A 24,229-nucleotide genomic window follows, 5' to 3' on the forward strand; every position below is an offset into this window, starting at 1 on the left:
GTACCCCCTGAAACGCCCCGGACCAGGACGATGGTTCCACCAGGTGGCACAGCACACATCGCGGGCGCAGTCGATCACCCCGAGAGTGGGTGCCATGCGTGTCTTCCCACGAGCGGGGCGCCGCACCAGGATCACCGCCCTGACGCTGCTCGGCTGCCTGCCCGGCCTCGCCGCCGTCCTCGCACCGGTGCTGTGCGCCCAGGGCGCCGACCGCTCCGTCGCGGTCCACCTGGCCGCGCCCGCGGCCGCCAGTCCCGGCATCCGTTTCCGGGCACCCCGGCCGCCCATCGTGCCCCGCTCGGCCTGGCTGAACGCCGCCGTCGGCCGCACCCAGCCGCCGCCACGCTACGACGACAAGGTCGTCGCCGTCTTCGTGCACCACACCGCCTCGCCCAACGGCTACTCCTGCGCCCAGGCCCCCGAGATCATCCGCCGCCTGTACACCGGCCAGACCGGCGACCGCGACTGGGACGACATCGGCTACAACTTCCTCGTCGACCGGTGCGGCACCGTCTACGAGGGCCGCGCGGGCGGTGCCGACCGGGCCGTCACCGGCGCCCACACCCAGGGCTTCAACCACCGCACCGCCGGCATCGCCGCCCTCGGCACCTTCACCGCCGGGGTGCCGGTGCCGCGCGCCATGGCCGACTCCATCGCCGCCGTCGCCGCCTGGAAACTCGGGCTGGCCGGCGTCGACCCGCGCGGCAGCGCCCGCCTGGTCTCCAGCAACGGCCACAGCCGCTACCAGGAGGGCACGGTCGTCGCCCTGCCGGCCCTGGCCGGCCACAAGGACGGCTACATGACCAACTGCCCCGGAGCCGCCCTCGTCGCCCGCCTCCCGGAGATCAGGGAGACGGCGGCCCGGCTCCAGGGCAGGGGGACCCAGGCCGGAACTCCCCTGAGAACACTCATGGAAACGCCCCTGCCGACCTCCCTCGGACCACCCGCGAAAGCGTTCACAGGAACGCCATAGGCGGCACGCAGGCCGCTCAGATCCCCGCGTCCTACCGTGAGGGACACATCAGCAGCCGACTGGAGGTGGGGATCATGAACAGCAGTCGTACCGAAGCCCGTACGGAGGCCGCGGAGAAGGCCGGTTGGGCCAGGTCGTCCCGGGGACCCTGGGCCGTGGTCTGCGCGGTCGCGACGGTCGTCCTCGGCCCGGCCGCGGTCACCGCGTCCGCCCTCGACCAGGCCAACGCGGCGCCCATGCACCACGCGGTCAAGGCCGAGCAGACGCAGGCGTACATCCCGTCCGACCTGACCCGCCGCCGTACCGCCGCCTGACCCCCGCTCCCCCTGTTGCTTGAAGCTGCTGGTTGAAGCTGTTGCCTGCAGCTATTCCTTGAAGCGGTCCCAGAGTCTGGGGAACCGTTCGGCGAGCACCCGCTCGTTCTCCAGGTCGACCGGGGCACCCTCCGGTTCGGAGGGCGCGGGGGCGATGCCCAGGTCCGGCGCCACGGTCCCGGTGAGCTGCTCGTACGCCTCGTCCGCCGCGTACCCCAGTTCCTCGCCGTCGCCGTCGATCTCCTCGTCGAAGTCGTCCAGCAGCTCCGCCAGCGCGTCCGGGTCGTGCAGGGCGCCCTCGAAGATCTCCCGGCCCTGGGCGATGAGCCAGCACCGGAAGAAGTCGAACGCGTCGTCACTGGCCCCGTCCAGCAGGACCCACGCGGCGCCCCACAGGTCCCAGCGGTAGGCGCGGTTGTAGCGGGCCTCGAAGTGACGTGCGAAGTCCAGGACCAGGTCCGGCTCCAGCTGGAGCAGCCGTTCCACCAGCAGGTCGGCCTGCTCCTCGGGGTCGCCCTCGGCGGCCGCGCGGGTGGCGTCGACCAGCTCCCAGAACTCCGTCTCGTCCATCACGGGTCCAGCATCGTGCCTGGGCGGCGGGGGCGCACGCGGAGTGGTGCGGATTGTTATCCACCGCCGCCCCGCCCGTCACGGACGCCGCCGTCCCGCCCGTCACGGACGCCGACGGCGCGGTCCGGCAGCAGCTGCCGGACCGCGCCGTCGGCGGTCACTCGTGCGCTCAGAGCGCGTAGCGCTCCCGGGCCTCCTTCACCGCGGCCGCCTTGACCTCGCCGCGCCTGGCCAGCTGGGCCAGGGCCGCCACCACGATCGACTCGGCGTCGACGCCGAAGTGCCGGCGGGCCGCGTCACGGGTGTCGGAGAGACCGAAGCCGTCCGCGCCCAGCGAGGACCAGTCCTGCTCGACCCACTGCGCGATCTGGTCGGGGACCTGGCGCATGTAGTCGGAGACCGCGAGGACCGGGCCCTCCGCACCCTGCAGCGCCTGGCGGACGTACGGCGTCCGCTCCTCGCCGCGCAGCAGGGCCGCGTCCGCCTCCATGGCGTCCCGGCGCAGCTCGGACCAGGAGGTCGCGGACCAGACGTCGGCGGCCACGCCCCACTCCTCGGCGAGCAGCCGCTGCGCCTTGAGCGCCCAGTGGATCGCCGTGCCGGAGCCGAGCAGCTGGATGCGCGGGGCGTTCGCCGCCGCGGACAGCCCGGCCGACTCCGCCGTGTTGAAGCGGTACAGGCCCTTGACGATGCCCTCGTCGACGCCGGGCCCGGCCGGCTTCGCGGGCTGCGGGAGCGGCTCGTTGTAGACGGTCAGGTAGTAGAAGACGTTCGGGTCCTCGCCCGGCGCCGCCTCGCCGTACATCCGGCGCAGACCGTCCTTGACGACGGCCGCGATCTCGTACGCGAAGGCCGGGTCGTAGCTGAGGGCCGCCGGGTTGGTCGCGGCGATCACCGGGGAGTGGCCGTCGGCGTGCTGGAGGCCCTCACCGGTCAGGGTGGTACGGCCCGCGGTCGCGCCGACGAGGAAGCCGCGGCCGAGCTGGTCGCCGAGCTGCCACATCTGGTCGGCGGTCCGCTGCCAGCCGAACATCGAGTAGAAGATGTAGAAGGGGATCATCGCCTCGCCGTGCGTCGCGTACGCGGTGGACGCGGCGATGAAGTCGGCCATCGAACCGGCCTCGGTGATCCCCTCGTTGAGGATCTGGCCGTTCTTGGCCTCCTTGTAGTACATCAGCTGGTCACGGTCGACCGGCTCGTACGTCTGCCCCTTGGGGGAGTAGATGCCCAGGGACGGGAAGAGGCTCTCCATGCCGAAGGTGCGCGCCTCGTCGGGGACGATCGGCACCCAGCGCCTGCCGGTCTCCTTGTCCCGGACCAGGTCCTTGACGAGGCGGACGAAGGCCATCGTGGTCGCCAGGTTCTGCGAGCCGGAGCCCTTGTCGAAGGAGGCGAACGCCTTGTCGGCGGGGGCCGGCAGCGGGGCCAGGGCGTGGGTACGGCGGGCCGGGGCCGGACCGCCGAGGGCCGCGCGGCGCTCCTGGAGGTAGCGCACCTCGGGGGAGTCGGCGCCGGGGTGGCCGTAGGGCACCTGGCCGTCGACGAAGTCGCTGTCCTTGATCGGCAGCTCCAGCAGGTCCCGCATCGTCCTGAACTCGTCCACCGTCAGCTTCTTCATCTGGTGGTTGGCGTTCTTCGACGCGAAGCCGCTGCCGAGGGTGAAGCCCTTGACCGTCTGGGCCAGGATCACGGTCGGCGCGCCCTTGTGCTCGACGGCGGCCTTGTAGGCGGCGTACACCTTGCGCGCCTCGTGACCACCGCGCGAGAGGTGGAAGCACTCCAGGATCTTGTCGTCGCTCAGCAGCTTCGCCATCTCGACGAGCGCGGGGTCGGCGCCGAAGAAGTCCTGGCGGATGTAGGCGGCGTCGCGGGTCTGGTACGTCTGCACCTGTGCGTCCGGTACCTGGCGCAGGCGCCGTACCAGCGCCCCGGTGGTGTCGAGCGCGAACAGCTCGTCCCAGGCGTTGCCCCACAGCGACTTGACGACGTTCCAGCCGGCGCCGCGGAACTGGGCCTCCAGCTCCTGCACGATCTTGAAGTTGGCGCGCACCGGGCCGTCGAGGCGCTGCAGGTTGCAGTTGATGACGAAGGTGAGGTTGTCGAGACCCTCACGGGAGGCGAGCGCGAGGGCGGCCGTGGACTCCGGCTCGTCCATCTCGCCGTCGCCGAGGAAGGCCCACACGTGCGAGGACGAGACGTCCTTGATGCCACGGGCGGTCAGGTACCGGTTGAAACGGGCCTGGTAGATCGCCGAGAGCGGGCCGAGGCCCATGCTCACGGTCGGGAACTCCCACAGCCAGGGCAGCCGGCGGGGGTGCGGGTACGACGGGAGGCCGTTGCCGCCGGCCTCCTGGCGGAAGTGGTCGAGGTGCGCCTCGGTCAGGCGGCCGTCGAGGAAGGCGCGGGCGTAGATGCCGGGGGAGGCGTGACCCTGGATGTAGAGCTGGTCACCGGAGCCGGGCGAATCCTGGGATTCCTTGCCCTTGAAGAAGTGGTTGAAGCCGGTCTCGTACAGCCAGGCGGCGGAGGCGAAGGTGGCGATGTGGCCGCCGACGCCGTACTTGCTGCCCCGGGTCACCATCGCGGCCGCGTTCCAGCGGTTCCACGCGGTGATCTTCCGTTCCATCTCCTCGTCGCCGGGGACGGGTGTCTCGGCGGCGGTGGGGATGGTGTTGAGGTAGTCGGTCTCCAGCAGCTTCGGCAGCGCGATGCCGCCCGCCTCGGCGTGCTCCAGCGTGCGCCGCATCAGGTACGCGGCGCGGTACGGCCCGGCCTCCCTGGCCACGGCGTCCAGGGAGGCCTGCCATTCGGCGGTCTCCTCCGGGTCCCGGTCGGGGAGCTGGTCGAGCGCGCTCGGCTGGATGGCGTTGGGGTCGGTCATGTCGCCGCCTTCCTCAGTCGAAGGGGGTTCCCTCATCGGCAAGGGTTCGGGGGTGCCCTTGGTCTTTGGCAGGACAGGGCGGGAGGGCTCGGGTGCGAGCCCGTCGGTGACTCTAACTCCCTGATCGATGATCGATCAAAGGGTTGAAGGGCAAAACCTCTCGATTCCGAGAAAGTCGGCACGGCGTGCCTTCGGCGGTGGCACCGGGTGACGTGATCAGAACGGGGTTTGCGCAGGTGGGACGGGGTTTTGAGCGGGGGTGCGCTCTTGTGTTCCGACGGCTCCGGAGGGCGCCGCGACCCCTTGATCCACCGCGCCCCGGACTACGGCGCCTTGGCCGGCGCCGCCGGGCCGGCGGGCCCCAACTCCCGTCCACGCAAGGTCAGCAGGACCGCCAGGACACTGCCACAGGTGATCGCCCAGTCGGCGAGATTCATCACACTGAAGTCGCGGACCGCGATGAAGTCGACCACCGCGCCCTGCATACCGCCCGGCGCACGGAAGACGCGGTCCGTCAGGTTGCCGAGCGCCCCGCCCAGCAAAAGCCCCAGCGAGACCGCCCACGGCGTGCTGGTCAGCCTGCGCGCCACCCGGACGACGGCCACCGCGACAGCCGCCGCGATCAGGGTGAACACGAACGTCGTCGCATGACCGACACCGAACGCCGCGCCGGGGTTGCGCTGCACCCGCAGCTGCGCCCAGGTACCGAGCAGCGGGACCGGATCACGCCCCTCCAGCCGGGCGACCACGGCCAGCTTGCTCCCCAGGTCCACGGCGTACGCGAGGCCCGCCACCCACCACAGCAACCACACCCGCCGCGGTGTCCCGGACGTGTCGCTCGACGTCACGCTCGGTCTCCTCGCTCTTCGCGCGGAGCCGTCACGGCCGCGGCGCGCACCCAAGGACATGGGCCTTCACGATATCGGCGATGCGCGGATCGCGGCGCCGGAAGGCGGCGACCAGTTCCTCGTGCTCCTCGGCGTACGACTGCTGCACCGTCCCCAGCCAGCGGATCGACAGCGCCGTGAAGACCTCGATGCCCAGGCCCTCCCAGGTGTGCAGCAGCACCGAGTTCCCGGCCGCCCGGACCAGCTCGCGGTGGAAGCCGACCGTGTGCCGGACCTGAGCCGTGCCGTCGGCGTTCCGGTCGGCGTCGTAGAGCGCCGCCACATGCGGCTCCAGCGCCGAGCAGTCCTCGGCCAGCTTCTCCGCCGCCAGCTCCGCCGCGATCGCCTCCAGGCCGGCCCGCACCGGGTAGCTCTCCTCCAGGTCGGCCGCCGTCAGGTTCCGCACCCGCACGCCCTTGTTCGGAGCCGACTCGATGAGACGGAGCGACTCCAGCTCCCGCAGCGCCTCCCGCACCGGCGTCTGGCTGACCTCCAGCTCCGTCGCGATCCGGCGCTCCACGATCCGCTCGCCCGGCTTCCAGCGCCCGCTGACGATTCCCTCCACGATGTGCTCGCGGATCTGTTCGCGCAGCGAGTGGACGACGGGCGCGGTCATGGGAGCTCCTTAAGGGCGTTTGACGTTTAGACAATAAGGCCGGACCGCCATTCGGGAGAGGCGCGCGGGGGCGCTTTCATGCAGGTGAGACGAGACTTACACGCTTCCCGGGCCGACGCGATCCGTAAAGCCCCGTACCGGAGCGACCGCGGAGCCGTCACTGCCGTGTCACCGGCAGAACCCCCGCGAGCCGTTCGCTGTCGCCCCCTGCAGAGGGGTTCCGGCAGAGGCGTCCCCGCACAGCACCGGGGGTGTCATGAACATCGGGGGAGGGACCGGCCGGGCGGCGGTCACCGCGGCGGCCGTCGCCGCGGTCCTGGGAATCACGGCCTGCGGGCCGACGGGAACGGCCCGGCACAACAGTGGCGGGGCCGGGAGGGCAGTGGTGAGGAGCATGTCCGCGGCGGCCGCCCGGACATTCCCGACGGGTGGGTGGCGACGCTGGTCACCTGGTCCGACGGCCGGCTGACGCCCGGGTGAGACGACGGTGCCCCGTCCGGAAGAACTCCGGACGGGGCACCGTACAGGACCGCGAGAGGCTTACAGACCGAGCTCGACCTCGAACTCGCCCGCCTCCAGGATCGCCTTGACGGCCGTCAGGTAGCGGGCCGCGTCGGCGCCGTCCACCAGGCGGTGGTCGTAGGACAGGGTCAGGTACGTCATGTCGCGGACGCCGATGACCGTGCCCTCCTCCGTCTCGATGACGGCGGGGCGCTTGACCGTGGCACCGATGCCGAGGATCGCGACCTGGTTCGGCGGCACGATGATCGTGTCGAACAGCGCGCCGCGCGAGCCGGTGTTGGAGATGGTGAAGGTCGCGCCGGACAGCTCGTCCGGGGTGATCTTGTTGCCGCGGACCTTGCCGGCCAGGTCCGCGGTGGCCTTGGCGATACCGGCGATGTTGAGGTCGCCGGCGCCCTTGATGACCGGGGTCATCAGGCCCTTCTCGGAGTCCACCGCGATACCGATGTTCTCGGTGTCGAAGTAGGTGATGGTGCCGTCGGCCTCGTTGATCCGGGAGTTGATGACCGGGTGGGCCTTCAGCGCCTGGGCGGCGGCCTTGACGTAGAACGGCATCGGGGAGAGCTTGACGCCCTCGCGGGCCGCGAACGAGTCCTTGGCCTGGGTGCGCAGGCGCATCAGGCGGGTCACGTCGACCTCGACGACCGAGGACAGCTGGGCCTGCTCGTGCAGCGCCTTGACCATGTTGTCGCCGATGACCTTGCGGATGCGGGTCATCTTGACGGTCTGGCCGCGGAGGGGGGAGACCTCCAGGGCCGGGGCCTTCCTGGCGGCGGGGGCGGCAGGGCCTCCGGCAGTCACCGCGGCGGCCACGGGGGCCGGAGCTGCGGCGGCGGCCTTCGCGGCCTCGGCGGCGGCGAGCACGTCCTGCTTGCGGATCCGGCCGCCGACGCCGGTGCCCTTGACGGAGCCCAGGTCGACGCCGTTCTCGGCGGCGAGCTTGCGGACCAGCGGGGTGACGTAGGCACCCTCGTCGACCGGAGCCGCCGGAGCGACCGGAGCCGGTGCCGCGGCCGGGACGACCGGAGCGGCGGCGACCGGCGCGGGGGCCGGGGCGACGGGGGCCGGAGCCGGAGCGGCGGCGACCGGCGCGGGCGCCGGGGCGGCAGGCGCGGGGGCGGCCACCGGCGCGGGGGCCGGAGCTGGGGCAGCGGCGGCGGGCGCCGGCGCCGGGGCGGCCGGGGCGGCCGCCGGAGCGGCACCCGGGGCACCGATGACGGCGAGCTTGGCGCCGACCTCGGCGGTCTCGTCCTCGCCGACCACGATCTCCAGCAGGACACCGGCGACCGGCGCCGGGATCTCGGTGTCGACCTTGTCGGTGGAGACCTCCAGCAGGGGCTCGTCCTCCGCGACCTCGTCGCCGACCGACTTCAGCCAGCGGGTGACGGTGCCCTCGGTGACCGACTCACCGAGCGCGGGCAGGACGACGTCCGTGCCGGAGGCGCCACCGGCCGGGGCGGCCGGGGCGGCGGGGGCCTCGGCCACGGGGGCCGGGGCGGGGGCGGCAGGGGCCTCGGCGACCGGGGCCGGAGCCGGGGCGGCCGGGGCCGCGGCGGGCTCGGCGGCGGGGGCCGGGGCGGCAGCGGGGGCACCCGTGCCGTCGTCGATGATGGCCAGCTCGGCGCCGACCTCGACCGTCTCGTCCTCGGCGACCTTGATGGAGGCGAGGACGCCCGAGGCGGGGGCCGGGATCTCGGTGTCGACCTTGTCGGTCGAGACTTCGAGCAGCGGCTCGTCGGCCTCGACGCGCTCGCCCTCGGCCTTCAGCCAGCGGGTGACAGTGCCCTCGGTGACGCTCTCGCCGAGCGCCGGAAGGGTTACGGAAACCGCCATGGTTTCGGTTGCTCCTTACGAATTGCGGAAGTCTGTGTGCACGCGGAGTCGCGTGTGTCGACCGAGGGTCAGTCGTGCGAGTGCAGGGGCTTGCCGGCCAGGGCCAGGTGGGCCTCGCCGAGCGCCTCGTTCTGCGTCGGGTGGGCGTGGATGAGCTGGGCGACCTCGGCGGGCAGCGCTTCCCAGTTGTAGATCAGCTGGGCCTCGCCGACCTGCTCGCCCATGCGGTCGCCGACCATGTGGACGCCGACCACGGCACCGTCCTTCACCTGGACGAGCTTGATCTCGCCGGAGGTGTTCAGGATCTTGCTCTTGCCGTTGCCCGCCAGGTTGTACTTGAGGGCGACGACCTTGTCCGCGCCGTAGATCTCCTTGGCCTTGGCCTCGGTGATGCCGACGGAGGCGACCTCGGGGTGGCAGTACGTCACCCGCGGCACGCCGTCGTAGTCGATCGGGACGGCCTTCAGACCGGCCAGGCGCTCCGCCACCAGGATGCCCTCGGCGAAGCCGACGTGCGCGAGCTGGAGGGTCGGGACCAGGTCGCCGACGGCGGAGACGGTCGGGACGTTCGTCCGCATGTACTCGTCGACCAGGACGTAGCCGCGGTCCATGGCGACACCCTGCTCCTCGTAGCCGAGACCGGCGGAGACGGGCCCGCGGCCCACCGCCACCAGCAGGACCTCGGCCTCGAACTCCTTGCCGTCGGCCAGGGTGACCTTGACGCCGTCGGCGGTGTACTCGGCCTTCGAGAAGAAGGTGCCCAGGTTGAACTTGATGCCGCGCTTGCGGAACGCGCGCTCAAGAAGCTTGGAGGAGTTCTCGTCCTCGACCGGGACGAGGTGCTTGAGGCCCTCGACGACGGTGACGTCGGCACCGAAGGACTTCCACGCGGAGGCGAACTCGACGCCGATGACACCGCCGCCCAGGATGATCGCGGACTTCGGCACGCGGTCCAGGACGAGGGCGTGGTCGGAGGAGATGACGCGGTTGCCGTCGATCTCCAGGCCGGGCAGCGACTTCGGCACGGAGCCGGTCGCCAGCAGGACGTGGCGGCCCTGGACGCGCTGGCCGTTCACGTCGACGGAGGTCGGGGAGGAGAGCCGTCCCGTGCCCTCGATGTACGTCACCTTGCGCGAGGCGATGAGCCCCTGGAGCCCCTTGTACAGGCCGGAGATGACGCCGTCCTTGTACTTGTGGACGGCCGGGACGTCGATGCCCTCGAAGGTGGCCTTGACACCGAACTGCTCGCTCTCGCGGGCCTGGTCGGCGATCTCGCCCGCGTGCAGCAGGGCCTTGGTGGGGATGCAACCCCGGTGCAGGCAGGTACCGCCGACCTTGTCCTTCTCGATCAGGGCGACGTCCAGGCCCAGCTGCGCCCCGCGCAGGGCCGCGGCGTAACCGCCGCTACCGCCGCCGAGGATCACTAGGTCGAAAACGGTGCTGGCGTCGTTCGCCACGTCACGTCCTCCATGCATGTGCGCCGTACGCCGGGCACCTTGGTCCCATACGGGTGGTTGACCGGTCGGTCGGCTGGTGTCCGGCCGCTCTTCTTCGGCCCTGTGGGTGGGGCCCTGTCCTGCCGAGCCCCATCTTCGCACTTGTCGGAGGTGAACGAGACGCGGGGCCGGGGTGTGAGACACCACACGCTCACTTGATAACGCCGCGAGGACAGCGCCCCGTAAGGGGCGGGGGGAACTGCGCGAGAAGTCCCGACGACCCGCAGTCGCAGGACGACGGACCGGACCGGGTCGATGGGCGACGGGACCCCGCGCTACCCGCATGCGGGGTCCCGTCCACGAAAACCGACGTCAGCCCAGGTCACCCTCGGCCGTCAGCTCGGCCAGCCGCACCAGCGTGCGCACCGCCGACCCCGTGCCCCCCTTCGGCGTGTAACCGAAGGCACCCCCCTCGTTGAACGCGGGCCCGGCGATGTCCAGGTGCGCCCAGGTGATCCCCTCACCCACGAACTCGCGCAGGAACAGACCGGCGACCAGACCGCCGCCCATCCGCTCGCCCATGTTCGCGATGTCGGCGGTCGGGGAGTCCATCCCCTTGCGCAGGTGCTCCGGCAGCGGCATCGGCCACGCCGGCTCGCCCACCTCCTCCGCGGCCTCGTGCACCGCGGAGCGGAACGCGTCGTCGTTCCCCATGACCGCGAACGTCCGGCTGCCCAGCGCCAGCATCATCGCGCCGGTCAGCGTCGCCACGTCCACGATCGCGTCCGGCTGCTCCGCCGACGCCGCCCAGAGCGCGTCGGCGAGCACCAGCCGGCCCTCGGCGTCCGTGTTGAGCACCTCGACGGTCTTGCCGCTGTACATGCGCAGCACGTCACCGGGGCGCACCGCGGTGCCGGACGGCATGTTCTCGGCCAGCGCCAGCCACCCGGTCACATTGACCGGCAGGCCGAGCCGCGCCGCCGTGACGACGGCCGCGAACACCGCCGCCGCGCCGCTCATGTCGCACTTCATCGTCTCGTTGTGACCGGCCGGCTTGAGCGAGATGCCGCCCGAGTCGTAGGTGATGCCCTTGCCGACGAAGGCGAGGTGCTTCTCCGCGTCGGCGTGCGTGTACGACAGCTTGACCAGCCGCGGGGTGGCCGCCGAGCCGCCGCCGACGCCGAGGATGCCGCCGTACCCGTCCTTGGCGAGCGCCTTGTCGTCGAGCACCTGGATCTTGAGGCCGTGCTCCTTGGCGGCGCCCTGCGCGATCGCGGCGAACGCGGCCGGCGTGAGGTCGTTCGGCGGGGTGTTGACCAGGTCGCGGGCCCGGTTGAGCTCCTCGGAGACGGCCGTGGCACGGGCCAGCGCCGCCTTGTGGGCCGCGTCCCGGGGCTTGCCGCCGAGCAGCACGCCCTCGGCGAGCGGTGCCCTGCCGTTCTTCGCCTTCGCGTTCTTGCCGGCGCCGGCGCCGTTGTCCTTGTAGGTGTCGAAGGAGTAGGCGCCGAGCAGCACGCCCTCGCCGAGCGCGCCCACGGCGGCCGCGTCCTCGACGGGCAGCGCGAAGGCCGCCTTCCGGGCCCCGGCCAGCGCGCGGGCGGCGACACCGGCCGCCCGGCGCAGCGCCTCGGCCTCGTACTCCGCGTCCCGGCCGGGCTCGGCGCCCAGGCCGACCGCGATGACCAGCGGGGCCTTGAAGCCGGCCGGAGCGGGCAGCTTCGTCAGTTCGCCCTCGGCACCCGAGGCACCGAGGGTCTCCAGGACGGCGGCCAGCTTGCCGTCGTAGGCCGTGTCCACGGCTTCGGCGCCCGGGGCGACGACCGGGCCCCTGGCGCCCTTGGCGACACCGATCACGATCGCGTCGGCCCGGAGGCCGGGCGCCGCTGAGGTGCTGAGAGTGAGAGCAGTCACGGTGGTGGAATCTCGCTTCCGATGTTGAGTTGCAGTGGCCGAGCGGGTGGGTCGACCGGGCCCGGGAAGCGACCCTAGGAGTGCCCTCGGAGCGCGTTGCGACCGGGGCCTTCACCCCGTCGGCGAACACCCGGGACGAGCCTACGCGTGTGTATGCGTTCGCTCATTCCTGCGGGTGTTCACCTGGGGGTGGCGTCGTGGCCACCTCCCGCCCGTCCCGCGGCGCACGGGACCTCGGTGTACCGCCCGGTACCCGGGTGGGAGATCATCCGGGGGTACCCTGCCGCAGACCCTGGAGCCCGTCCGGTGAACCTCCGCAGCACCCCGTTGCTCGTCCTGCTGGCCCTGCTCGCCGGCTGCACACAGGCCTCGGACGACGCCGGGCGGTGGCGGCCGAGGCCGGGCGTCAGCTGGCAGTGGCAGCTGAGCGGCCGTGTCGACACCTCCGTCAAGGCGTCCGTCTACGACATCGACGGCTTCGACCAGTCCAAGGCGACGGTCGCCGCGCTGCACGGCAAGGGCCGCAAGGTCATCTGCTACATATCCACCGGCGCGTACGAGGACTGGCGCCCCGACGCGAAGAAGTTCCCCGCGTCGGTGCTCGGCCGCGGCAACGGCTGGAAGGGCGAGCGCTGGCTGGACATCCGCCGTACGGACGTGCTGAAGCCGTTGATGGCGGCCCGCTTCGACATGTGCAGGGACAAGGGCTTCGACGCGGTGGAGCCCGACAACATGGACGGCTACAAGAACCGCACGGGCTTCCCGCTCCGGGCGGCGGACCAGCTCCGCTACAACAGGCTCGTCGCCCGGCTCGCCCACGACCGGGGCATGTCGGTCGGCCTGAAGAACGACCTGGACCAGATCCCGCAGCTGGTGGGCGACTTCGACTTCGCGGTGAACGAGCAGTGCGCCCAGTACGGCGAGTGCGCGGACCTGAAGCCGTTCGTCGAGGCGGACAAGGCGGTCTTCCACGTCGAGTACGAACTGCCGACGAGCAGGTTCTGCGCACAGTCACGCAAGCTGCGGCTGAGCTCGCTGGAGAAGAAGTACGAGCTGGGGGTCTGGCGGAAGAGCTGCTGAGGCGCCCCTTCGGCCGGATCAGAGACTCCCCAGCGAGAACACCACCAGCGCCGCGGTGGCCGCCGTCTCCGCGAGCGCCCCGAACACGTCCCCCGTGACGCCGCCGAACCGCCGCCTGCAGTGCCGCAGCAGCCCGTCCGTCGCGGCCTCGGCCACCACCACCGCGAGCAGCGCCCGCAGACTGTCGCCGGCCCCGACCAGCGCCCCGGCGCCCGCCGCCAGCAGCATCACCGCGAACGTCACCGCGGTCGCCCCGGCCTTGGGCACCACCCCGGCCACCGCCGCCCCCAGCCCCTCCGGGCGGGCCGCGGGCACCCCCTCCACCGCGGCCAGCGTCAGCGCCAGCCGGGCCACCGTCGCCGCGACGACCGCCGCCAGGGTGCCCCGCGCCCACCCGTCGCCGTAGGCCTGGGCCAGCGCGGCCACCTGCCCGAGCAGCACGAAGACGAGCGTGACCACCCCGAACGGCCCGATGTCCGACTGCTTCATGATCCGCAGGGCGTCCTCGGCGGGCTTGCCGCTGCCCAGGCCGTCGGCGGTGTCGGCGAGGCCGTCCAGATGCAGGCCCCGGGTGAGCACGGCCGGTACGGCGACCGCGGCGACCGCGGCCAGCAGCGCACTGGCCCCGACCAGCACCAGCAGCGCGCCGACCGCTCCCGCGCAGAGACCGACCGCGAGTCCGGCCAGCGGGGCGGACAGCATGCCGCCACGGGCCGCCTCGCGGTCCCAGCGGTTGACCTTCACAGGGAACACGGTGAGCGTGCCGAAGGCGAAGCGGACGCCGTCCGGCCAGGGAGTCGCAGAGGTCGCAGCCACCGGCGCAGGTTACCCGGTAGTCAGAAACAACCGCCCCCCACCCTCACCACCACCCGACCACCACCGGCCTCCCGCACGCTTCCCCGCCCGACCGCCGGTCGGATCCCCGTGCGGTCGTCGGCCGGGCTTCCCGCCAGGGATAAAGTGCGCACATGGGACATTGGCTGGAGCGGAACATTGTCGAGCCGGGCAAACTTCCGTTGCTGCTGGCCCTGACCGCCTTCGTCCTGACCTTCGTGATCACCCGGGTCATCACCCGGCTGATCCGCGCCGGGAAGGGCCCGTTCGGGAACGTGAAGGCGGGCGGGCTGCACATCCACCACGTGGTCCCCGGGGTCGTCCTCGTCGTCGTCGGCGGCTTCGGCGCGGTCGCCAGTTCCCGTAACGGCCTCGGCGGAGGCCTCGCCGCGATCGTGTTCGGGATCGGCGCGGGGCTCGTGCTCGACGAGTTCGCGCTGATCCTGCACCTCGGCGACGTCTACTGGACCGAGGAGGGCCGCAAGAGCGTCGAGGCCGTCGTCATCACGGCCGCGCTGGTGGGGCTGCTGCTCGCCGGGTTCTCGCCGCTCGGCGTCAACGACCTCTCGGCGGACGAACTCCAGGGCCGGGGGGCCGTCATCGCGAACGTCGTCGCCGACTTCGGCTTCTCCCTCGTCGCGCTGAGCAAGGGCAAGGCCCGTACCGCGATCTTCGGGGTGGTCATCCCGCTGGTCGCCCTCGTCGGCGCGGTCCGGCTGGCCCGCCCCGGCTCGGCCTGGGCCCGCCGCTTCTACCGCAGCCGCCCGCGCGCCCGCGCCAGGGCCGGACTGCGCGCCTATCACCACGACCGCCGCTGGACCCGGCTCGCCCGGACCCTTCAGGACTGGATCGGCGGCAGGCCCGACCGCCCCGAGCCGGCCGCCCTGCCCGCCTCCGCCCCCGGCCCGGGTTCCGGCCCCGCTGCCGGTCCCGCTGCCGGCTCCGGTCCCGCTCCCGGTCCTGACTCCGGCCGCCGGTGACGCCGGCGGTGCCACAGCCGCCGTCCCGTCGTCGCCGCCGTGCACAGCGCCGCCACCCCCGCGAGGGCCGCCAGGTGCTCCTTGCCGGCGAGGTTGTCCTTGAGCGCCACCTCGACCGCCATCGCGGCCGCCACCGCGCCCGCGGTGAGGTAGGCGCCGTACCGCCAGCCCAGGTAGACGGCGAGTCCGACGACGGCGGCCGACGGTCCGGTGTCCACCACCCGGGCGTCCGCGGCCCCCAGACCCAGCGGACCGTGCGGCCCCAGGGCGATGCCGAGCCGGGCGTACAGCGTGCCGGCGACGGTCGCCACGTACGCCACGGTCAGGGTCCGCCACCAGCCCAGGCACACCTCGGCGATGCCGAACACCACCAGGATCTGGGCCAGCGCGCCCCACACCGGAAGGTCCAGCGCCGGCACGAACAACGACAGGGGAGTGCGCAGCAGGGCCGCCCCGAACGGGTCCGCCGCGCGCACCGCTCCGGCGTCCTGCACGAAGCGGTAGCCCCACGACTGGTTCTGCGTGAACTGCAGCAGCGCGGTCAGGCAGACCGCCCCGGCCGTCATCGGCACCGCCCGCAGCCGGCGCTTCGCCAGCGGGCCGCGCACGGTGGCGTACAACAGCCCCCACTCGGCGCGGGCCCAGCCGGCGAGCGGCTTCATCCGGTGGTCCTCATCCGCGCGTGTCCGCCGGTACGTCTGGTGCGTCCGGTGCGTTCCGTGGCGTGTCCAGGTGCCGCCGGTGCAGCCGCCTCGGCAGTCCGGGCGCCTCCAGGAACCCCTCCGCGCGCGCCGACGCCAGACCGATGCGCGGCAGGTCCGCGCTCTTCTCGAAGAGCAGGAACCGGGGTTCCCAGATCGGCCGGTACTTGGCGTTGGCCCGGTACAGGGACTCGATCTGCCACCACCGGGAGAAGAAGCTCAGCAGGGATCTCCACAGCCGCAGCACCGGCCCCGCGCCGAGCCGCGCACCGCGCTCGAAGACCGAACGGAACATCGCGAAGTTGAGCGAGACCTGCGTGATCCGGATCTCCCCGGCCCGCCGCAGCAGTTCGATGACCATGAACTCCATCAGCCCGTTGTCGGAGTCCCGGTCCCGCCGCATGAGGTCCAGGGACAGCCCGCCCGGCCCCCACGGCACGAAGGACAGCAGCGCCCGCAGCTCACCGTCCGCATCGGTGCACTCCAGCATCACGCACCGTCCGTCCCGGGAGTCGCCGAGCCGCCCCAGCGCCATGCTGAACCCGCGCTCGGTGGCCCCGTCCCGCCAGTCGTCGGCGCGCCGGACCAGATACGACATCTCGTCCGCCGGGATGTCCTCGTGGCGGCGGATCCGTACCGCGTACCCCGCCCGCTTCACCCGGTTGTAGGCCTGCCGGACGGTCCGCATCGCCCGCCCCTCCAGCGTGAACTCGGCGACCTCGACGATCGCCTCGTCACCGAGTTCCAGCGCGTCCAGACCGTGCCGGGCGTACACGGTCCCGGCCTCCTCGCTCGCCCCCATCACCGCCGGGATCCACCCGTGCGCCCGCGCCTCGCCGAGCCACGGCGCGATGGCCCCCGGCCAGGCCTCCGGATCGCCGATCGGATCCCCGGAGGCGAGCGACACCCCGCCCAGCACCCGGTACGCGACCGCCGCCTTCCCGGTCGGCGACCACACGACGCTCTTCTCCCGCCGCAACGCGAAGTACCCGAGCGAGTCCCGCTCGCCGTGCCGTTCCAGCAGCACCCGCAGCTGCTTCTCGTCGTCCTCGGTGATCGGGTCGACCGCGCGGCGGGAGCGGAAGGCGGCGTAGAAGACGGCGAGCACGAGGAGCGTGCTGAGCACGTTGATGACGACGTTCACCCAGTTGGGCGGTGCGATGTACGGGAACCGGGAGGGGTCGGCGGCGACCGACACCAGGCGGAGGGTGCCGTAGTGCCAGCGCTCCAGGAACGTCGAACGCGCGGCGTGCGGCGCCTGGTCGGTGGCGGTCACGAGGAGGGCGGCGAGCAGCGAGGCGACCAGGCCGCCGCCGACCGCGACGGTGGCGGCGAGCCGGGGGTTGGAGCGGTCGCCCTTCGCGTAGAACTCCCGCCGTCCGACGAGCAGCGCGCCCACGAAGGCGGCGGTCAGCACGATCGAGATCCAGTTCTGCGCGTACCGCCGGATCTCCGGGAAGGCCATGGCGAACGCGAACAGCGCCAGGAAGAGGCCGCTCAGCACCAGGTTGAGGATCCACGCGGCCCGCTTGCGCCGCCGCATCGTGATCGCGAGGAACGCGGTGAACACGCCGGAGGCGAAGCCGGCCGTCAGCAGGTAGGGCGTGAAGAAGTTCTCCTGGTTGTGCCGCCGCACGTCCTGGCCCAGCGACAGCCACACCGCGCTGAGGAAATTGACGAAGGCGACGGCCCGCAAGTACCACACGGCGAAGGCGGCGGCCCGCCCGGAAACCCCGCCGCCCCGCCGCTCCGACCCACCCACGGCAATTCGGACATCTCCCATGGAGAGCGATCATATGGGCGCCGTCACACCAAACCCCGCCACACGCACCCTTTTACGGTTCCCCGCGCCCCTGAAGAGGCGCGGGGCCTCTTCACTCCGCCGTCTTCTCCTCCGACTCCGGCTTCTCCTCCGACTCCGGCTTCTCCGGGAGTTCGGCCGCCAGTGCCGCCGCGGCCTGGACCAGGGGGAGGGCGAGGAGCGCGCCGGTGGCCTCGCCGACCTTCACGCCCTGCTCCAGCAGCGGCTCCAGCGCCATCCGGTCCAGCGCCTTCGCCTGCCCCGGCTCCCCGCTGCCGTGCCCGGCCAGCCACCAGTCCGGCGCCCGGAACGCGATCCGCTGCGCGACCAGCGCACACGCGGCCACCACCACCCCGTCCAGCACCACCGGCAACTTCCGCACCGCCGCCTGCAACAGGAACCCGGTCAGCGCCGCGAGGTCGGCCCCGCCGACCGTCGCCAGCAGCTGCAACTGGTCCCCGAGCACCGGCCGTGCCCGCCGCAGCGCATCCCGGATCGCCGCACACTTCCGCATCCACGCGAGGTCGTCGATGGCGAGCCCGCCCCGCCCGGTCACCACGGACGCGTCCGTCCCGCACAGCGCCGCGACCAGCACGGAGGCCGCCGTGGTGCCGCCGACGCTGACGTCGCCGAGCACCACCAGATCGGTCCCCGAGTCGGCCTCCTCGTCGGCCAGGGCGACGCCCGCCCGGAAGGCCGCCTCCGCCTCCTCCAGGGTCAGCGCGTCCTCGATGTCGATACGGCCGCTGCCCCGCCGCACCCGGTGCCGGACGACCTCCTCGGGCAGCGTGTCCGGGTCGCAGTCCAGCGCCATGTCGATGATCCGCACGGGCACGCCGAGCCGCCGGGCGAGCACCGCCACCGGGCTCGCGCCCTCCAGGATCGCCCGCACCAGCAGCTCCGCGCTGCCCGCGGGCCGCGCGGAGACGCCGAGTTCGGCGACGCCGTGGTCGCCGGCGAACAGCAGGACCCGCGGCCGTTCGACCGGTCGTACCGGTACCGAACCCTGTGCGGCGGCCAGCCACTCACCGAGGTCGTCGAGGCGGCCCAGCGACCCGGGCGGCACGATCAGCCGCTCCCGGCGCGCCTCGGCGTCCCGGCGCACGCCGCCGTCGGGGCGCTCGATCAGATCGGTGAAGTCGTCGAGATTAAGCGAGCTCATTCGCCGAACAGTACCGGCACCGAACGAAGGCTTCGGTGCCAGATCGCCACCACACCCGCACGGCGTCTTGGCACGCAAGATCGGTATCCCATACGTTCCGGTTTGCAGTGGATTGCGTTCAGGGAGTACAGGGAGCACAGGGAGCCGCCCATGCCGCCGCCCACACCCGAACTCGCCCCGGGCCCCGGCCGGTTCCACGAACCGCGCCGCGAGGACTGCCCCTGGTGCGGCTCCAGACGCCTGCGCACCCGCCTGCGCACGTCCGACCTCCTCCACCACCGGCCGGGCACGTTCACCGTCGACGAGTGCCGGGACTGCGCCCACGCCTTCCAGAACCCCCGGCTCTCCCCGGAGGGCCTCGCCCGCTACCACCAGGACTTCTACGAGGGCCGCCTGGAGGACTACACCGCCCGCCTGGACCCCACCCGCACCGGCCGCCGCCGGCACCGCGCCGCCGCCCGCCTGATGCTGGCGCTGCCGGAGCCGGAGAGCTGGCTGGACGTCGGCACCGGCCACGCCCACTTCCCGCGCCAGGCGAAGGAACTCTTCGCCTACACCTCCTTCGACGGCCTGGACCCGACCCTCCGGGTGGCGCGGGCCCGCGCCGAGGGCCATATCGAAGAGGCCCACTGCGGCTACCTCGCCGCCCCGGAGGTGCTGGCCCGGCTGCGTGCCCGCTACGACGTCGTCAGCATGCTCCACCATCTCGAACACACCCCCGACCCGCGCGCCGAACTCCGCGCAGCCCTCACGGCGCTGCGCCCCGGCGGCCATGTCCTGATCGACGTCCCGAACCCGCGCAGCGCCTTCGCCCGGCTCCTCGGCAAGTGGTGGATCCCGCACGGCCAGCCCCGCCACCTGCACCTGATGCCGCTGGACAACCTCCGGACGGAACTGGAGTCCCAGGGCTGCGAGATCCTCAGAACCGACCGGAGGTCGCCCCACCTGCCGTACGACATCTCGGCGGCGGTCGGGCTGGTCCTGGGGCAGGTCCTGCCGAAGCGGTCGCTGCGCGTGGCTGCGCCGCTGGTGGCAGTGGTGGCCATGCTGGACTACGCGCTGGCCCCTTTGCTGCGCCGTACGCCTTTCTCGAACTCGTACCGGATCGTCGCGAGAAAGGGGCGGTGACGGCCGTGTTCCGACTGCGAGCCGGTGGGGGTTGATCGCGCAGTTCCCCGCGCCCCTGAAGGGGCGCTGCCCTCGCGTCAGCCACATAGCTGCGGGCAGGCGTGCCGCAGGGCGGCACGGGTGGGCGCAGCGGCACCCGGCAAGCGCCGGTAAGCGTCCCCACCCCCGCCCCCCACTACCTCAGCACCACCACCTGCCCCGCCACCACCAGCACCACCTGCTCGCACTCGCCCGCGAACGCCGCGTTCAGACGGCCCAGTTCGTCCCGGTAGCGGCGCCCCGAAGCCGTCGCGGGCACGATTCCCGATCCCACCTCGTTGGAGACCGCGACCACCGTCCGCCGAGTCGCCCGTACCGCCTCCGTCAGCTCCCGCGCCCGCTCCCGCAGCGCCTTCTCGCCGCCCGCCGCCCACTCCGTGTCGTCCCACGCCCCCACCGCGTCCATCGCGTCCGTCAGCCACAGCGACAGACAGTCGATCAGCAACGGCGGCCCGTCCTGCGCCAGCAACGGCACCAGGTCGCACGTCTCCGTCGTACGCCAGGACCCCGGCCGCCGTTCCCGGTGCACGGCCACCCGCGCCGCCCACTCGGTGTCCCCGCCGCGGGTGCCGCCCGTCGCGACGTACAGGACGTCGGGGAAGGACTCCAGCCGCCGTTCGGCCTCCACGGACTTCCCGGACCGCGCCCCGCCCAGCACCAGCGTCCGCCGGGGCACGTCGGGCACGTCCTCGTACACCCCCACCGTCAGCGTCGTCCCGTCCGGCACCGCCCGCGCCCCGGCCGCCGCCAGCCGCCGCCGCAACTCCGGGCCGGGCGGCACGTCATGCCCGAGATGGACGGCCACGACATCCGTGGCCGGCCCGACCGAGCCGACCGCCCGCAGCCGCGCCAGCGCGTCCGCCCGGCCGGCCACGTCGAGGAGCACCAGGTCGTACGAGTCCGCGCTGCCGTTCTCCAGACCGGCCGGTGCCCCGCCCGGCGGCAGGTACAGCAGCCGCTGCCCGTCGGGGCCGGTCACCGCGTACCCGGTGCCGCCCGCGTCCATCGCCACCGCCCGCACCCGATGCCCCGTCAGCAGCGCCAGCTCCCGCCCGTCCGGCACCCGAGCCGGCTGCGGCAGCCCGGCCGGCACCTCGACGGCGGGCCCGTCGTGCGGATGCGACAACAGCACCTGCCGTACGCCCCCGAGGGACCGCCCGGCGCGGGCCGCCGCGAACGCCGCGCCCGGCGTCAGGTCGAGCAGCAGCGTCCCGTCGACGAGCAGCGCGGTGGCCGCCCGTGCGTCCTCCCCGACGGCACACGCACAGGCCGCACAGGGACAGTCGGGGCGAGGCAGGCCCTCGGGAGCACCGGTACCGAGCAAAGTCACTTCCACGGACCGATTCTCACCCGTCCTGACGGTTCTCGCTCCAGCCGACGCCCCCCCCGCGACTCGCCCCGTCAGAGGCGCGGGGCCGTATCAATATGCGGCTCCGCCGCGTGGGCGCGGGCCCCCACCGGCCCGCACATGCCCCGCAACCAGCGGAGTTTTTCCCGGCGCCCTTATACGATGCACCGGTTGGATCAAAGGAGGCCTACATGGCGGCATGGACGTGGCGATTCGAGAAGGCCGACGGGACGGAGGTCCAGCCCGCGGTGGAGCCCGAGGAGTTCACCACCCAGGGCGACGCCGAGTCCTGGATCGGCGAGCAGTGGAAGGAACTGCTGGCCGGCGGCGCCGACCAGGTGCGGCTCTACGAGGACACCACCGAGATCTACGGCCCGATGAGCCTGCACGCCGCAGAGTCCTGAAACGCGCCCGGTCCGGGGCGGCCCCACCCGGTCGCCCCGGACCGCGTCACTGCTCGCCCAGCGTCACATCCACCGTCCGGGCGATGTCGTCCCGGCTGTACGTCACCGTCGTCCGCTGCCCCGGCCGGTCCGAGGCGAGCGACTCGGCCAGTGAGGTGATGGTGGTGATGTCGTCCGCACCCACCCTGGTGATGATGTCCCCGGGCCGGATGCCCGCCCGGTCGGCCGCGTCGCCCGGCTTCACGGACACCACGGCCACCCCGGCCGGCTGGTAGTTCACATCGACGACCGTGCGCCCGGTGATGCCGAGCGCGGCCCGCCCCGAGTCGGTGACCTTGCCCTGCTTGATGATCTGGCCGGCGACCGTCGTCACCATCGACGCCGGGATGGCGAACCCGATCCCCGGTGCCGCGCTGCCGCCGAGCGTGGGGTCGCTCGCGGCGAGCGTCGGGATGCCGATGACGCGGCCGTCCAGGTCGACCAGGGCGCCGCCGCTGTTGCCGGGGTTGATGGCCGCCGAGGTCTGCACCATGTTCGGGATGGTGGCGCCCGTACCGCCGCCCGCGGTGTTCTCGCTGACGGTCCGTCCGGTCGCCGACACGATCCCCTCGGTCACGCTGGACGACAGCCCGAGCGGCGATCCCATGGCCAGCGTGATCTGCCCGACCTGCACCTTCCCGGTGTCCCCGAAGCTCGCCGCCTTCAGCCCGTCCGGGACCCTGTCGAGCCTGATGACCGCCAGGTCCTGCTGCGGGTAGGAGTACACCAGCGTCGCGGTGAGCGGTTCCTCGGTGTTGGCGGTCGTCACCTTGAACGTCTTCTCGTTCCCCACGACGTGCGCATTGGTGACGATGTGTCCGTTGTCGTCGTAGACCACCCCCGACCCCAGGTCGCTGCTGGCCTGGATCTGCACGACGGACGGCAGGACCTCCTTGATCACCTTCTGGTACTGGTTCTGCAGATCGGTCGCCGCCAGGGGAACGGTCCCCACCCGGGCGGTCCGGCCGGCCGAGGCGTCCACGGCCGTGTCGTGCCCGAAGGCGGAACACGCGGAGACCAGGGCGAGACAGCAGCAGCCCAGCGCGGCGGCCGTACGGCGGGTCCGGCGGGGAGGGGAAGCGTCCATGCCCCGAGTCTCGCCGCGGCGGTGACGCTCCGGCTCGTACTGCTGGCCCGAACGAGGAGCGGCACCGGCTGAGGTCAGCCGCGGACCCCGCACAGGTGCAGCAGCGCCGCGACCGCCCGGTACGGATCCGTCCGCCCGGCCCGCTCCTCCGCCGCGAGCAGCGCCGCCAGGTCGTCCGGTGCCCCCGCGTCGTCCGCGGCCGTGTCCGTGAACACCCGTACGCCGTACCAGGACTGCAACGGCGCGCCGATGCCGGCGAGGGCGGCGGTGAGGGTGGTCAGCCGGTCGGCCCGGACGTCCAGACCCAGCCGGTTGCGGTAGGAGAAGGTGTCGAAGGCGTCGAGCGCGCCCGCCCAGTCGCCGCTCAGCCCCGGCCGCATGGCCAGCGCGTCCGCGTTGCGCACCAGCAGCGACAGCAGCCCGCCCGGGGCCAGCATCCGGGCCAGCCCGGCGAGCAGCGCGTCCGGCTCCTCGACGTACATCAGGACGCCGTGGCAGAGCACCACGTCGAAACTGCCCGGCAGGAAGTGGACGCCCGTGTCCTGCCCGTCCCCCTCGATGATCCGCACCCGGTCGCGGATGCCCACCGGCTCACCGGCCAGGGCCTCCCGCGCGGCGGCGATCATCGTCGGCTCCCGCTCGACACCGGTCACCTGGTGACCGGTGCGGGCCAGCCGCAGCGCCTGCGTGCCCTGGCCCATCCCCACGTCGAGCACGCGCAGCCGCTGCCCGACCGGGAACCGCCCGGCTATCTGCTCGTCGAGCTGCCGGGCCACCAGCTCCTGCCTCACGACGTCACGCAGACCGCCCAGCTTGTTCAGCCACGCCTCGGCCGCATCCCCGGTGAAAGGCTCTGCGCTCAGGGCCGCTCTCCGCGCTTGACCTGCGGCTTGGGCAGCCGGAGCCGGCGCATCTGGAGGGAGCGCATCAGGGCGTAGGCGACCGCGCCCTTGCGGTTCTGGTCCGGGAAGCGCTCGGCGAGACGCCCCCGCAGCCGGATGCCGCTGACGACCGCGTCGAGCACGATCAGCACGATCACGACCAGCCACAGCAGCAGTGCGATGTTCTTGATCGCCGTGTTGTTGACCACGCTCATGACCAGGATGACCACGGCCAGCGGCAGGAAGAACTCCGCCACGTTGAAACGCGAGTCGACCCAGTCGCGGGCGAACCTGCGCACCGGCCCCTTGTCACGGGCGGGCAGGTACCGCTCGTCGCCGGTGGCCAGCGCCTGGCGCTGCCGGTCCATGGCAGCGCGCCGGTCGTCGCGCTGACGCTTGGCGGCGTCCTTGCGCGTCGTCGGCGTACTGGCCACGCTGCGCCGCTGGGTCTGGGCCTCACTGCGCTTGGGCGTGGGCCTGCCCTTGGGGGCCTGTGGGTCACGGGTCTGCTTGGAGTCGGTCATGTCCGCCTTGTCGGCGGAGGCCTTCTCATCCTTGGCGCGGCTACGGAACACAAAACCCAAGGGTACGGGGTGGTGGGGTGTGGGCCCTAGTCCTGCGGGGAACGATCCCGCAACGCCGGTCGTCTCCATGGGGGACAGAGGGGACGTTGCAGGCGCTTCGCTCAGGGGGACCCTCTCCTACCTGTGCCGGAGCGGAGCTTTCCGCAGTCGTCCTTGGGGATGAGCGCATCGGTCCCCGAACAGTGCGGTAATGGAGGCAGGGCCCGTACTGTGGGTCC

General features: G+C 72.6%; 20 protein-coding genes. 6 read left to right on the forward strand and 14 right to left on the reverse strand.

Translation table 11 applies throughout. The features are described from left to right. Window positions 1-94 precede the first annotated feature (94 nt). Window positions 95-973 carry a peptidoglycan recognition protein family protein gene (locus IEZ11_RS01300; protein ID WP_189260632.1) on the forward strand — a complete coding sequence of 293 codons (879 nt, stop codon included), beginning with the start codon at window positions 95-97 and terminating at the stop codon, window positions 971-973. A 74-nt stretch (window positions 974-1,047) separates the two neighbouring features. Then, entirely contained in the window at window positions 1,048-1,287 is a 240-nt protein-coding gene (locus IEZ11_RS01305) for a hypothetical protein (RefSeq protein ID WP_189260633.1), read from the forward strand. A 51-nt stretch (window positions 1,288-1,338) separates the two neighbouring features. Here IEZ11_RS01305 and IEZ11_RS01310 read toward each other — a convergent pair whose 3' ends face one another. The 7 genes from IEZ11_RS01310 to IEZ11_RS01340 form a co-directional block, all read right to left on the reverse strand. Then, entirely contained in the window at window positions 1,339-1,857 is a 519-nt protein-coding gene (locus tag IEZ11_RS01310; RefSeq protein WP_189261093.1) for a DUF4240 domain-containing protein, read from the reverse strand. A gap of 169 nt (window positions 1,858-2,026) precedes the next feature. Continuing rightward, window positions 2,027-4,738, reverse strand: a complete 2,712-nt coding sequence (gene aceE, locus IEZ11_RS01315; RefSeq protein WP_189260634.1) for a pyruvate dehydrogenase (acetyl-transferring), homodimeric type — start codon at window positions 4,736-4,738, stop codon at window positions 2,027-2,029. A gap of 323 nt (window positions 4,739-5,061) precedes the next feature. Beyond that, the gene (locus IEZ11_RS01320) at window positions 5,062-5,586 is read right to left on the reverse strand and encodes a signal peptidase II (protein ID WP_229712767.1); all 525 of its coding nucleotides are present in this window, start codon (window positions 5,584-5,586) and stop codon (window positions 5,062-5,064) included. Window positions 5,587-5,617: 31 nt separating this feature from the next. Next, window positions 5,618-6,241 carry a GntR family transcriptional regulator gene (locus IEZ11_RS01325; RefSeq protein ID WP_189260636.1) on the reverse strand — a complete coding sequence of 208 codons (624 nt, stop codon included), beginning with the start codon at window positions 6,239-6,241 and terminating at the stop codon, window positions 5,618-5,620. Between the two features lie 540 nt (window positions 6,242-6,781). Next, window positions 6,782-8,596, reverse strand: coding sequence for a 2-oxoglutarate dehydrogenase, E2 component, dihydrolipoamide succinyltransferase (sucB, locus tag IEZ11_RS01330; RefSeq protein WP_189260637.1), 1,815 nt, complete (start codon window positions 8,594-8,596; stop codon window positions 6,782-6,784). A gap of 68 nt (window positions 8,597-8,664) precedes the next feature. Then, complete coding sequence (gene lpdA, locus IEZ11_RS01335) at window positions 8,665-10,053, reverse strand: dihydrolipoyl dehydrogenase (RefSeq protein ID WP_189260638.1); 1,389 nt, start codon at window positions 10,051-10,053, stop codon at window positions 8,665-8,667. A 351-nt stretch (window positions 10,054-10,404) separates the two neighbouring features. Beyond that, window positions 10,405-11,943 carry a leucyl aminopeptidase gene (locus IEZ11_RS01340; protein ID WP_189260639.1) on the reverse strand — a complete coding sequence of 513 codons (1,539 nt, stop codon included), beginning with the start codon at window positions 11,941-11,943 and terminating at the stop codon, window positions 10,405-10,407. Window positions 11,944-12,249: 306 nt separating this feature from the next. On the opposite strand from IEZ11_RS01340, the gene IEZ11_RS01345 reads away from it, so the two are divergent. Continuing rightward, window positions 12,250-13,023 carry an endo alpha-1,4 polygalactosaminidase gene (locus IEZ11_RS01345; protein WP_373294799.1) on the forward strand — a complete coding sequence of 258 codons (774 nt, stop codon included), beginning with the start codon at window positions 12,250-12,252 and terminating at the stop codon, window positions 13,021-13,023. Window positions 13,024-13,041: 18 nt separating this feature from the next. Here the strand turns inward: IEZ11_RS01345 and IEZ11_RS01350 are convergent, their stop codons facing one another. Beyond that, window positions 13,042-13,839 (reverse strand): adenosylcobinamide-GDP ribazoletransferase, encoded by a 798-nt coding sequence (locus tag IEZ11_RS01350; protein ID WP_189260641.1) that lies wholly within the window; start codon window positions 13,837-13,839, stop codon window positions 13,042-13,044. A gap of 152 nt (window positions 13,840-13,991) precedes the next feature. Here IEZ11_RS01350 and IEZ11_RS52180 point away from each other — a divergent pair, with 152 nt between their 5' ends. Further along, on the forward strand, window positions 13,992-14,837 hold the full coding sequence (locus IEZ11_RS52180) for a hypothetical protein (RefSeq protein WP_189260642.1): 846 nt from the start codon (window positions 13,992-13,994) through the stop codon (window positions 14,835-14,837). Between the two features lie 672 nt (window positions 14,838-15,509). Here the strand turns inward: IEZ11_RS52180 and IEZ11_RS01365 are convergent. Next, window positions 15,510-17,321 (reverse strand): phosphatidylglycerol lysyltransferase domain-containing protein, encoded by a 1,812-nt coding sequence (locus IEZ11_RS01365; RefSeq protein WP_189260643.1) that lies wholly within the window; start codon window positions 17,319-17,321, stop codon window positions 15,510-15,512. Window positions 17,322-17,412: 91 nt separating this feature from the next. After that, window positions 17,413-18,501, reverse strand: coding sequence for a nicotinate-nucleotide--dimethylbenzimidazole phosphoribosyltransferase (gene cobT / locus IEZ11_RS01370; protein ID WP_189260644.1), 1,089 nt, complete (start codon window positions 18,499-18,501; stop codon window positions 17,413-17,415). A 150-nt stretch (window positions 18,502-18,651) separates the two neighbouring features. On the opposite strand from cobT, the gene IEZ11_RS01375 reads away from it, so the two are divergent. Next, a complete protein-coding gene (locus IEZ11_RS01375; protein WP_189260645.1) occupies window positions 18,652-19,629 on the forward strand; it encodes a class I SAM-dependent methyltransferase in 978 nt (325 codons plus the stop codon). A gap of 175 nt (window positions 19,630-19,804) precedes the next feature. Here IEZ11_RS01375 and IEZ11_RS01380 read toward each other — a convergent pair whose 3' ends face one another. Then, window positions 19,805-21,004 (reverse strand): bifunctional adenosylcobinamide kinase/adenosylcobinamide-phosphate guanylyltransferase, encoded by a 1,200-nt coding sequence (locus tag IEZ11_RS01380; protein WP_189260646.1) that lies wholly within the window; start codon window positions 21,002-21,004, stop codon window positions 19,805-19,807. Between the two features lie 203 nt (window positions 21,005-21,207). Between IEZ11_RS01380 and IEZ11_RS01385 the strand changes: the two genes are divergently transcribed. Next, window positions 21,208-21,420, forward strand: coding sequence for a hypothetical protein (locus tag IEZ11_RS01385; RefSeq protein WP_189260647.1), 213 nt, complete (start codon window positions 21,208-21,210; stop codon window positions 21,418-21,420). A gap of 46 nt (window positions 21,421-21,466) precedes the next feature. Here the strand turns inward: IEZ11_RS01385 and IEZ11_RS01390 are convergent, their stop codons facing one another. The 3 genes from IEZ11_RS01390 to IEZ11_RS01400 all read right to left on the reverse strand — a co-directional run bounded on the left by IEZ11_RS01390 (window position 21,467) and on the right by IEZ11_RS01400 (window position 24,080). Beyond that, a complete protein-coding gene (locus IEZ11_RS01390; protein WP_189260648.1) occupies window positions 21,467-22,546 on the reverse strand; it encodes a S1C family serine protease in 1,080 nt (359 codons plus the stop codon). Between the two features lie 74 nt (window positions 22,547-22,620). Then, the gene (locus IEZ11_RS01395) at window positions 22,621-23,322 is read right to left on the reverse strand and encodes a class I SAM-dependent methyltransferase (protein ID WP_189261094.1); all 702 of its coding nucleotides are present in this window, start codon (window positions 23,320-23,322) and stop codon (window positions 22,621-22,623) included. An 83-nt stretch (window positions 23,323-23,405) separates the two neighbouring features. Further along, a complete protein-coding gene (locus IEZ11_RS01400) occupies window positions 23,406-24,080 on the reverse strand; it encodes a DUF3043 domain-containing protein (RefSeq protein ID WP_189260649.1) in 675 nt (224 codons plus the stop codon). Between the last annotated feature and the right edge of the window lie 149 nt (window positions 24,081-24,229).

It is taken from the genome of Streptomyces fuscichromogenes (genome assembly GCF_014645815.1).
Taxonomy (GTDB): Bacteria; Actinomycetota; Actinomycetes; order Streptomycetales; family Streptomycetaceae; genus Streptomyces; species Streptomyces fuscichromogenes.

Excerpts from the sequence above, each read along its gene's own strand:
- IEZ11_RS01300 (WP_189260632.1), top strand. The coding sequence starts at position 95 with ATGCGTGTCTTCCCACGAGCGGGGCGCCGCACCAGGATCACCGCCCTG.
- IEZ11_RS01305 (WP_189260633.1), top strand. The coding sequence starts at position 1,048 with ATGAACAGCAGTCGTACCGAAGCCCGTACGGAGGCCGCGGAGAAGGCC.
- IEZ11_RS01310 (WP_189261093.1), bottom strand. The coding sequence starts at position 1,857 with ATGGACGAGACGGAGTTCTGGGAGCTGGTCGACGCCACCCGCGCGGCC.
- aceE (WP_189260634.1), bottom strand. The coding sequence starts at position 4,738 with ATGACCGACCCCAACGCCATCCAGCCGAGCGCGCTCGACCAGCTCCCC.
- IEZ11_RS01325 (WP_189260636.1), bottom strand. The coding sequence starts at position 6,241 with ATGACCGCGCCCGTCGTCCACTCGCTGCGCGAACAGATCCGCGAGCAC.
- sucB (WP_189260637.1), bottom strand. The coding sequence starts at position 8,596 with ATGGCGGTTTCCGTAACCCTTCCGGCGCTCGGCGAGAGCGTCACCGAG.
- IEZ11_RS52180 (WP_189260642.1), top strand. The coding sequence starts at position 13,992 with ATGGGACATTGGCTGGAGCGGAACATTGTCGAGCCGGGCAAACTTCCG.
- IEZ11_RS01365 (WP_189260643.1), bottom strand. The coding sequence starts at position 17,321 with ATGGGAGATGTCCGAATTGCCGTGGGTGGGTCGGAGCGGCGGGGCGGC.
- cobT (WP_189260644.1), bottom strand. The coding sequence starts at position 18,501 with ATGAGCTCGCTTAATCTCGACGACTTCACCGATCTGATCGAGCGCCCC.
- IEZ11_RS01375 (WP_189260645.1), top strand. The coding sequence starts at position 18,652 with ATGCCGCCGCCCACACCCGAACTCGCCCCGGGCCCCGGCCGGTTCCAC.
- IEZ11_RS01385 (WP_189260647.1), top strand. The coding sequence starts at position 21,208 with ATGGCGGCATGGACGTGGCGATTCGAGAAGGCCGACGGGACGGAGGTC.
- IEZ11_RS01390 (WP_189260648.1), bottom strand. The coding sequence starts at position 22,546 with ATGGACGCTTCCCCTCCCCGCCGGACCCGCCGTACGGCCGCCGCGCTG.
- IEZ11_RS01400 (WP_189260649.1), bottom strand. The coding sequence starts at position 24,080 with ATGGAGACGACCGGCGTTGCGGGATCGTTCCCCGCAGGACTAGGGCCC.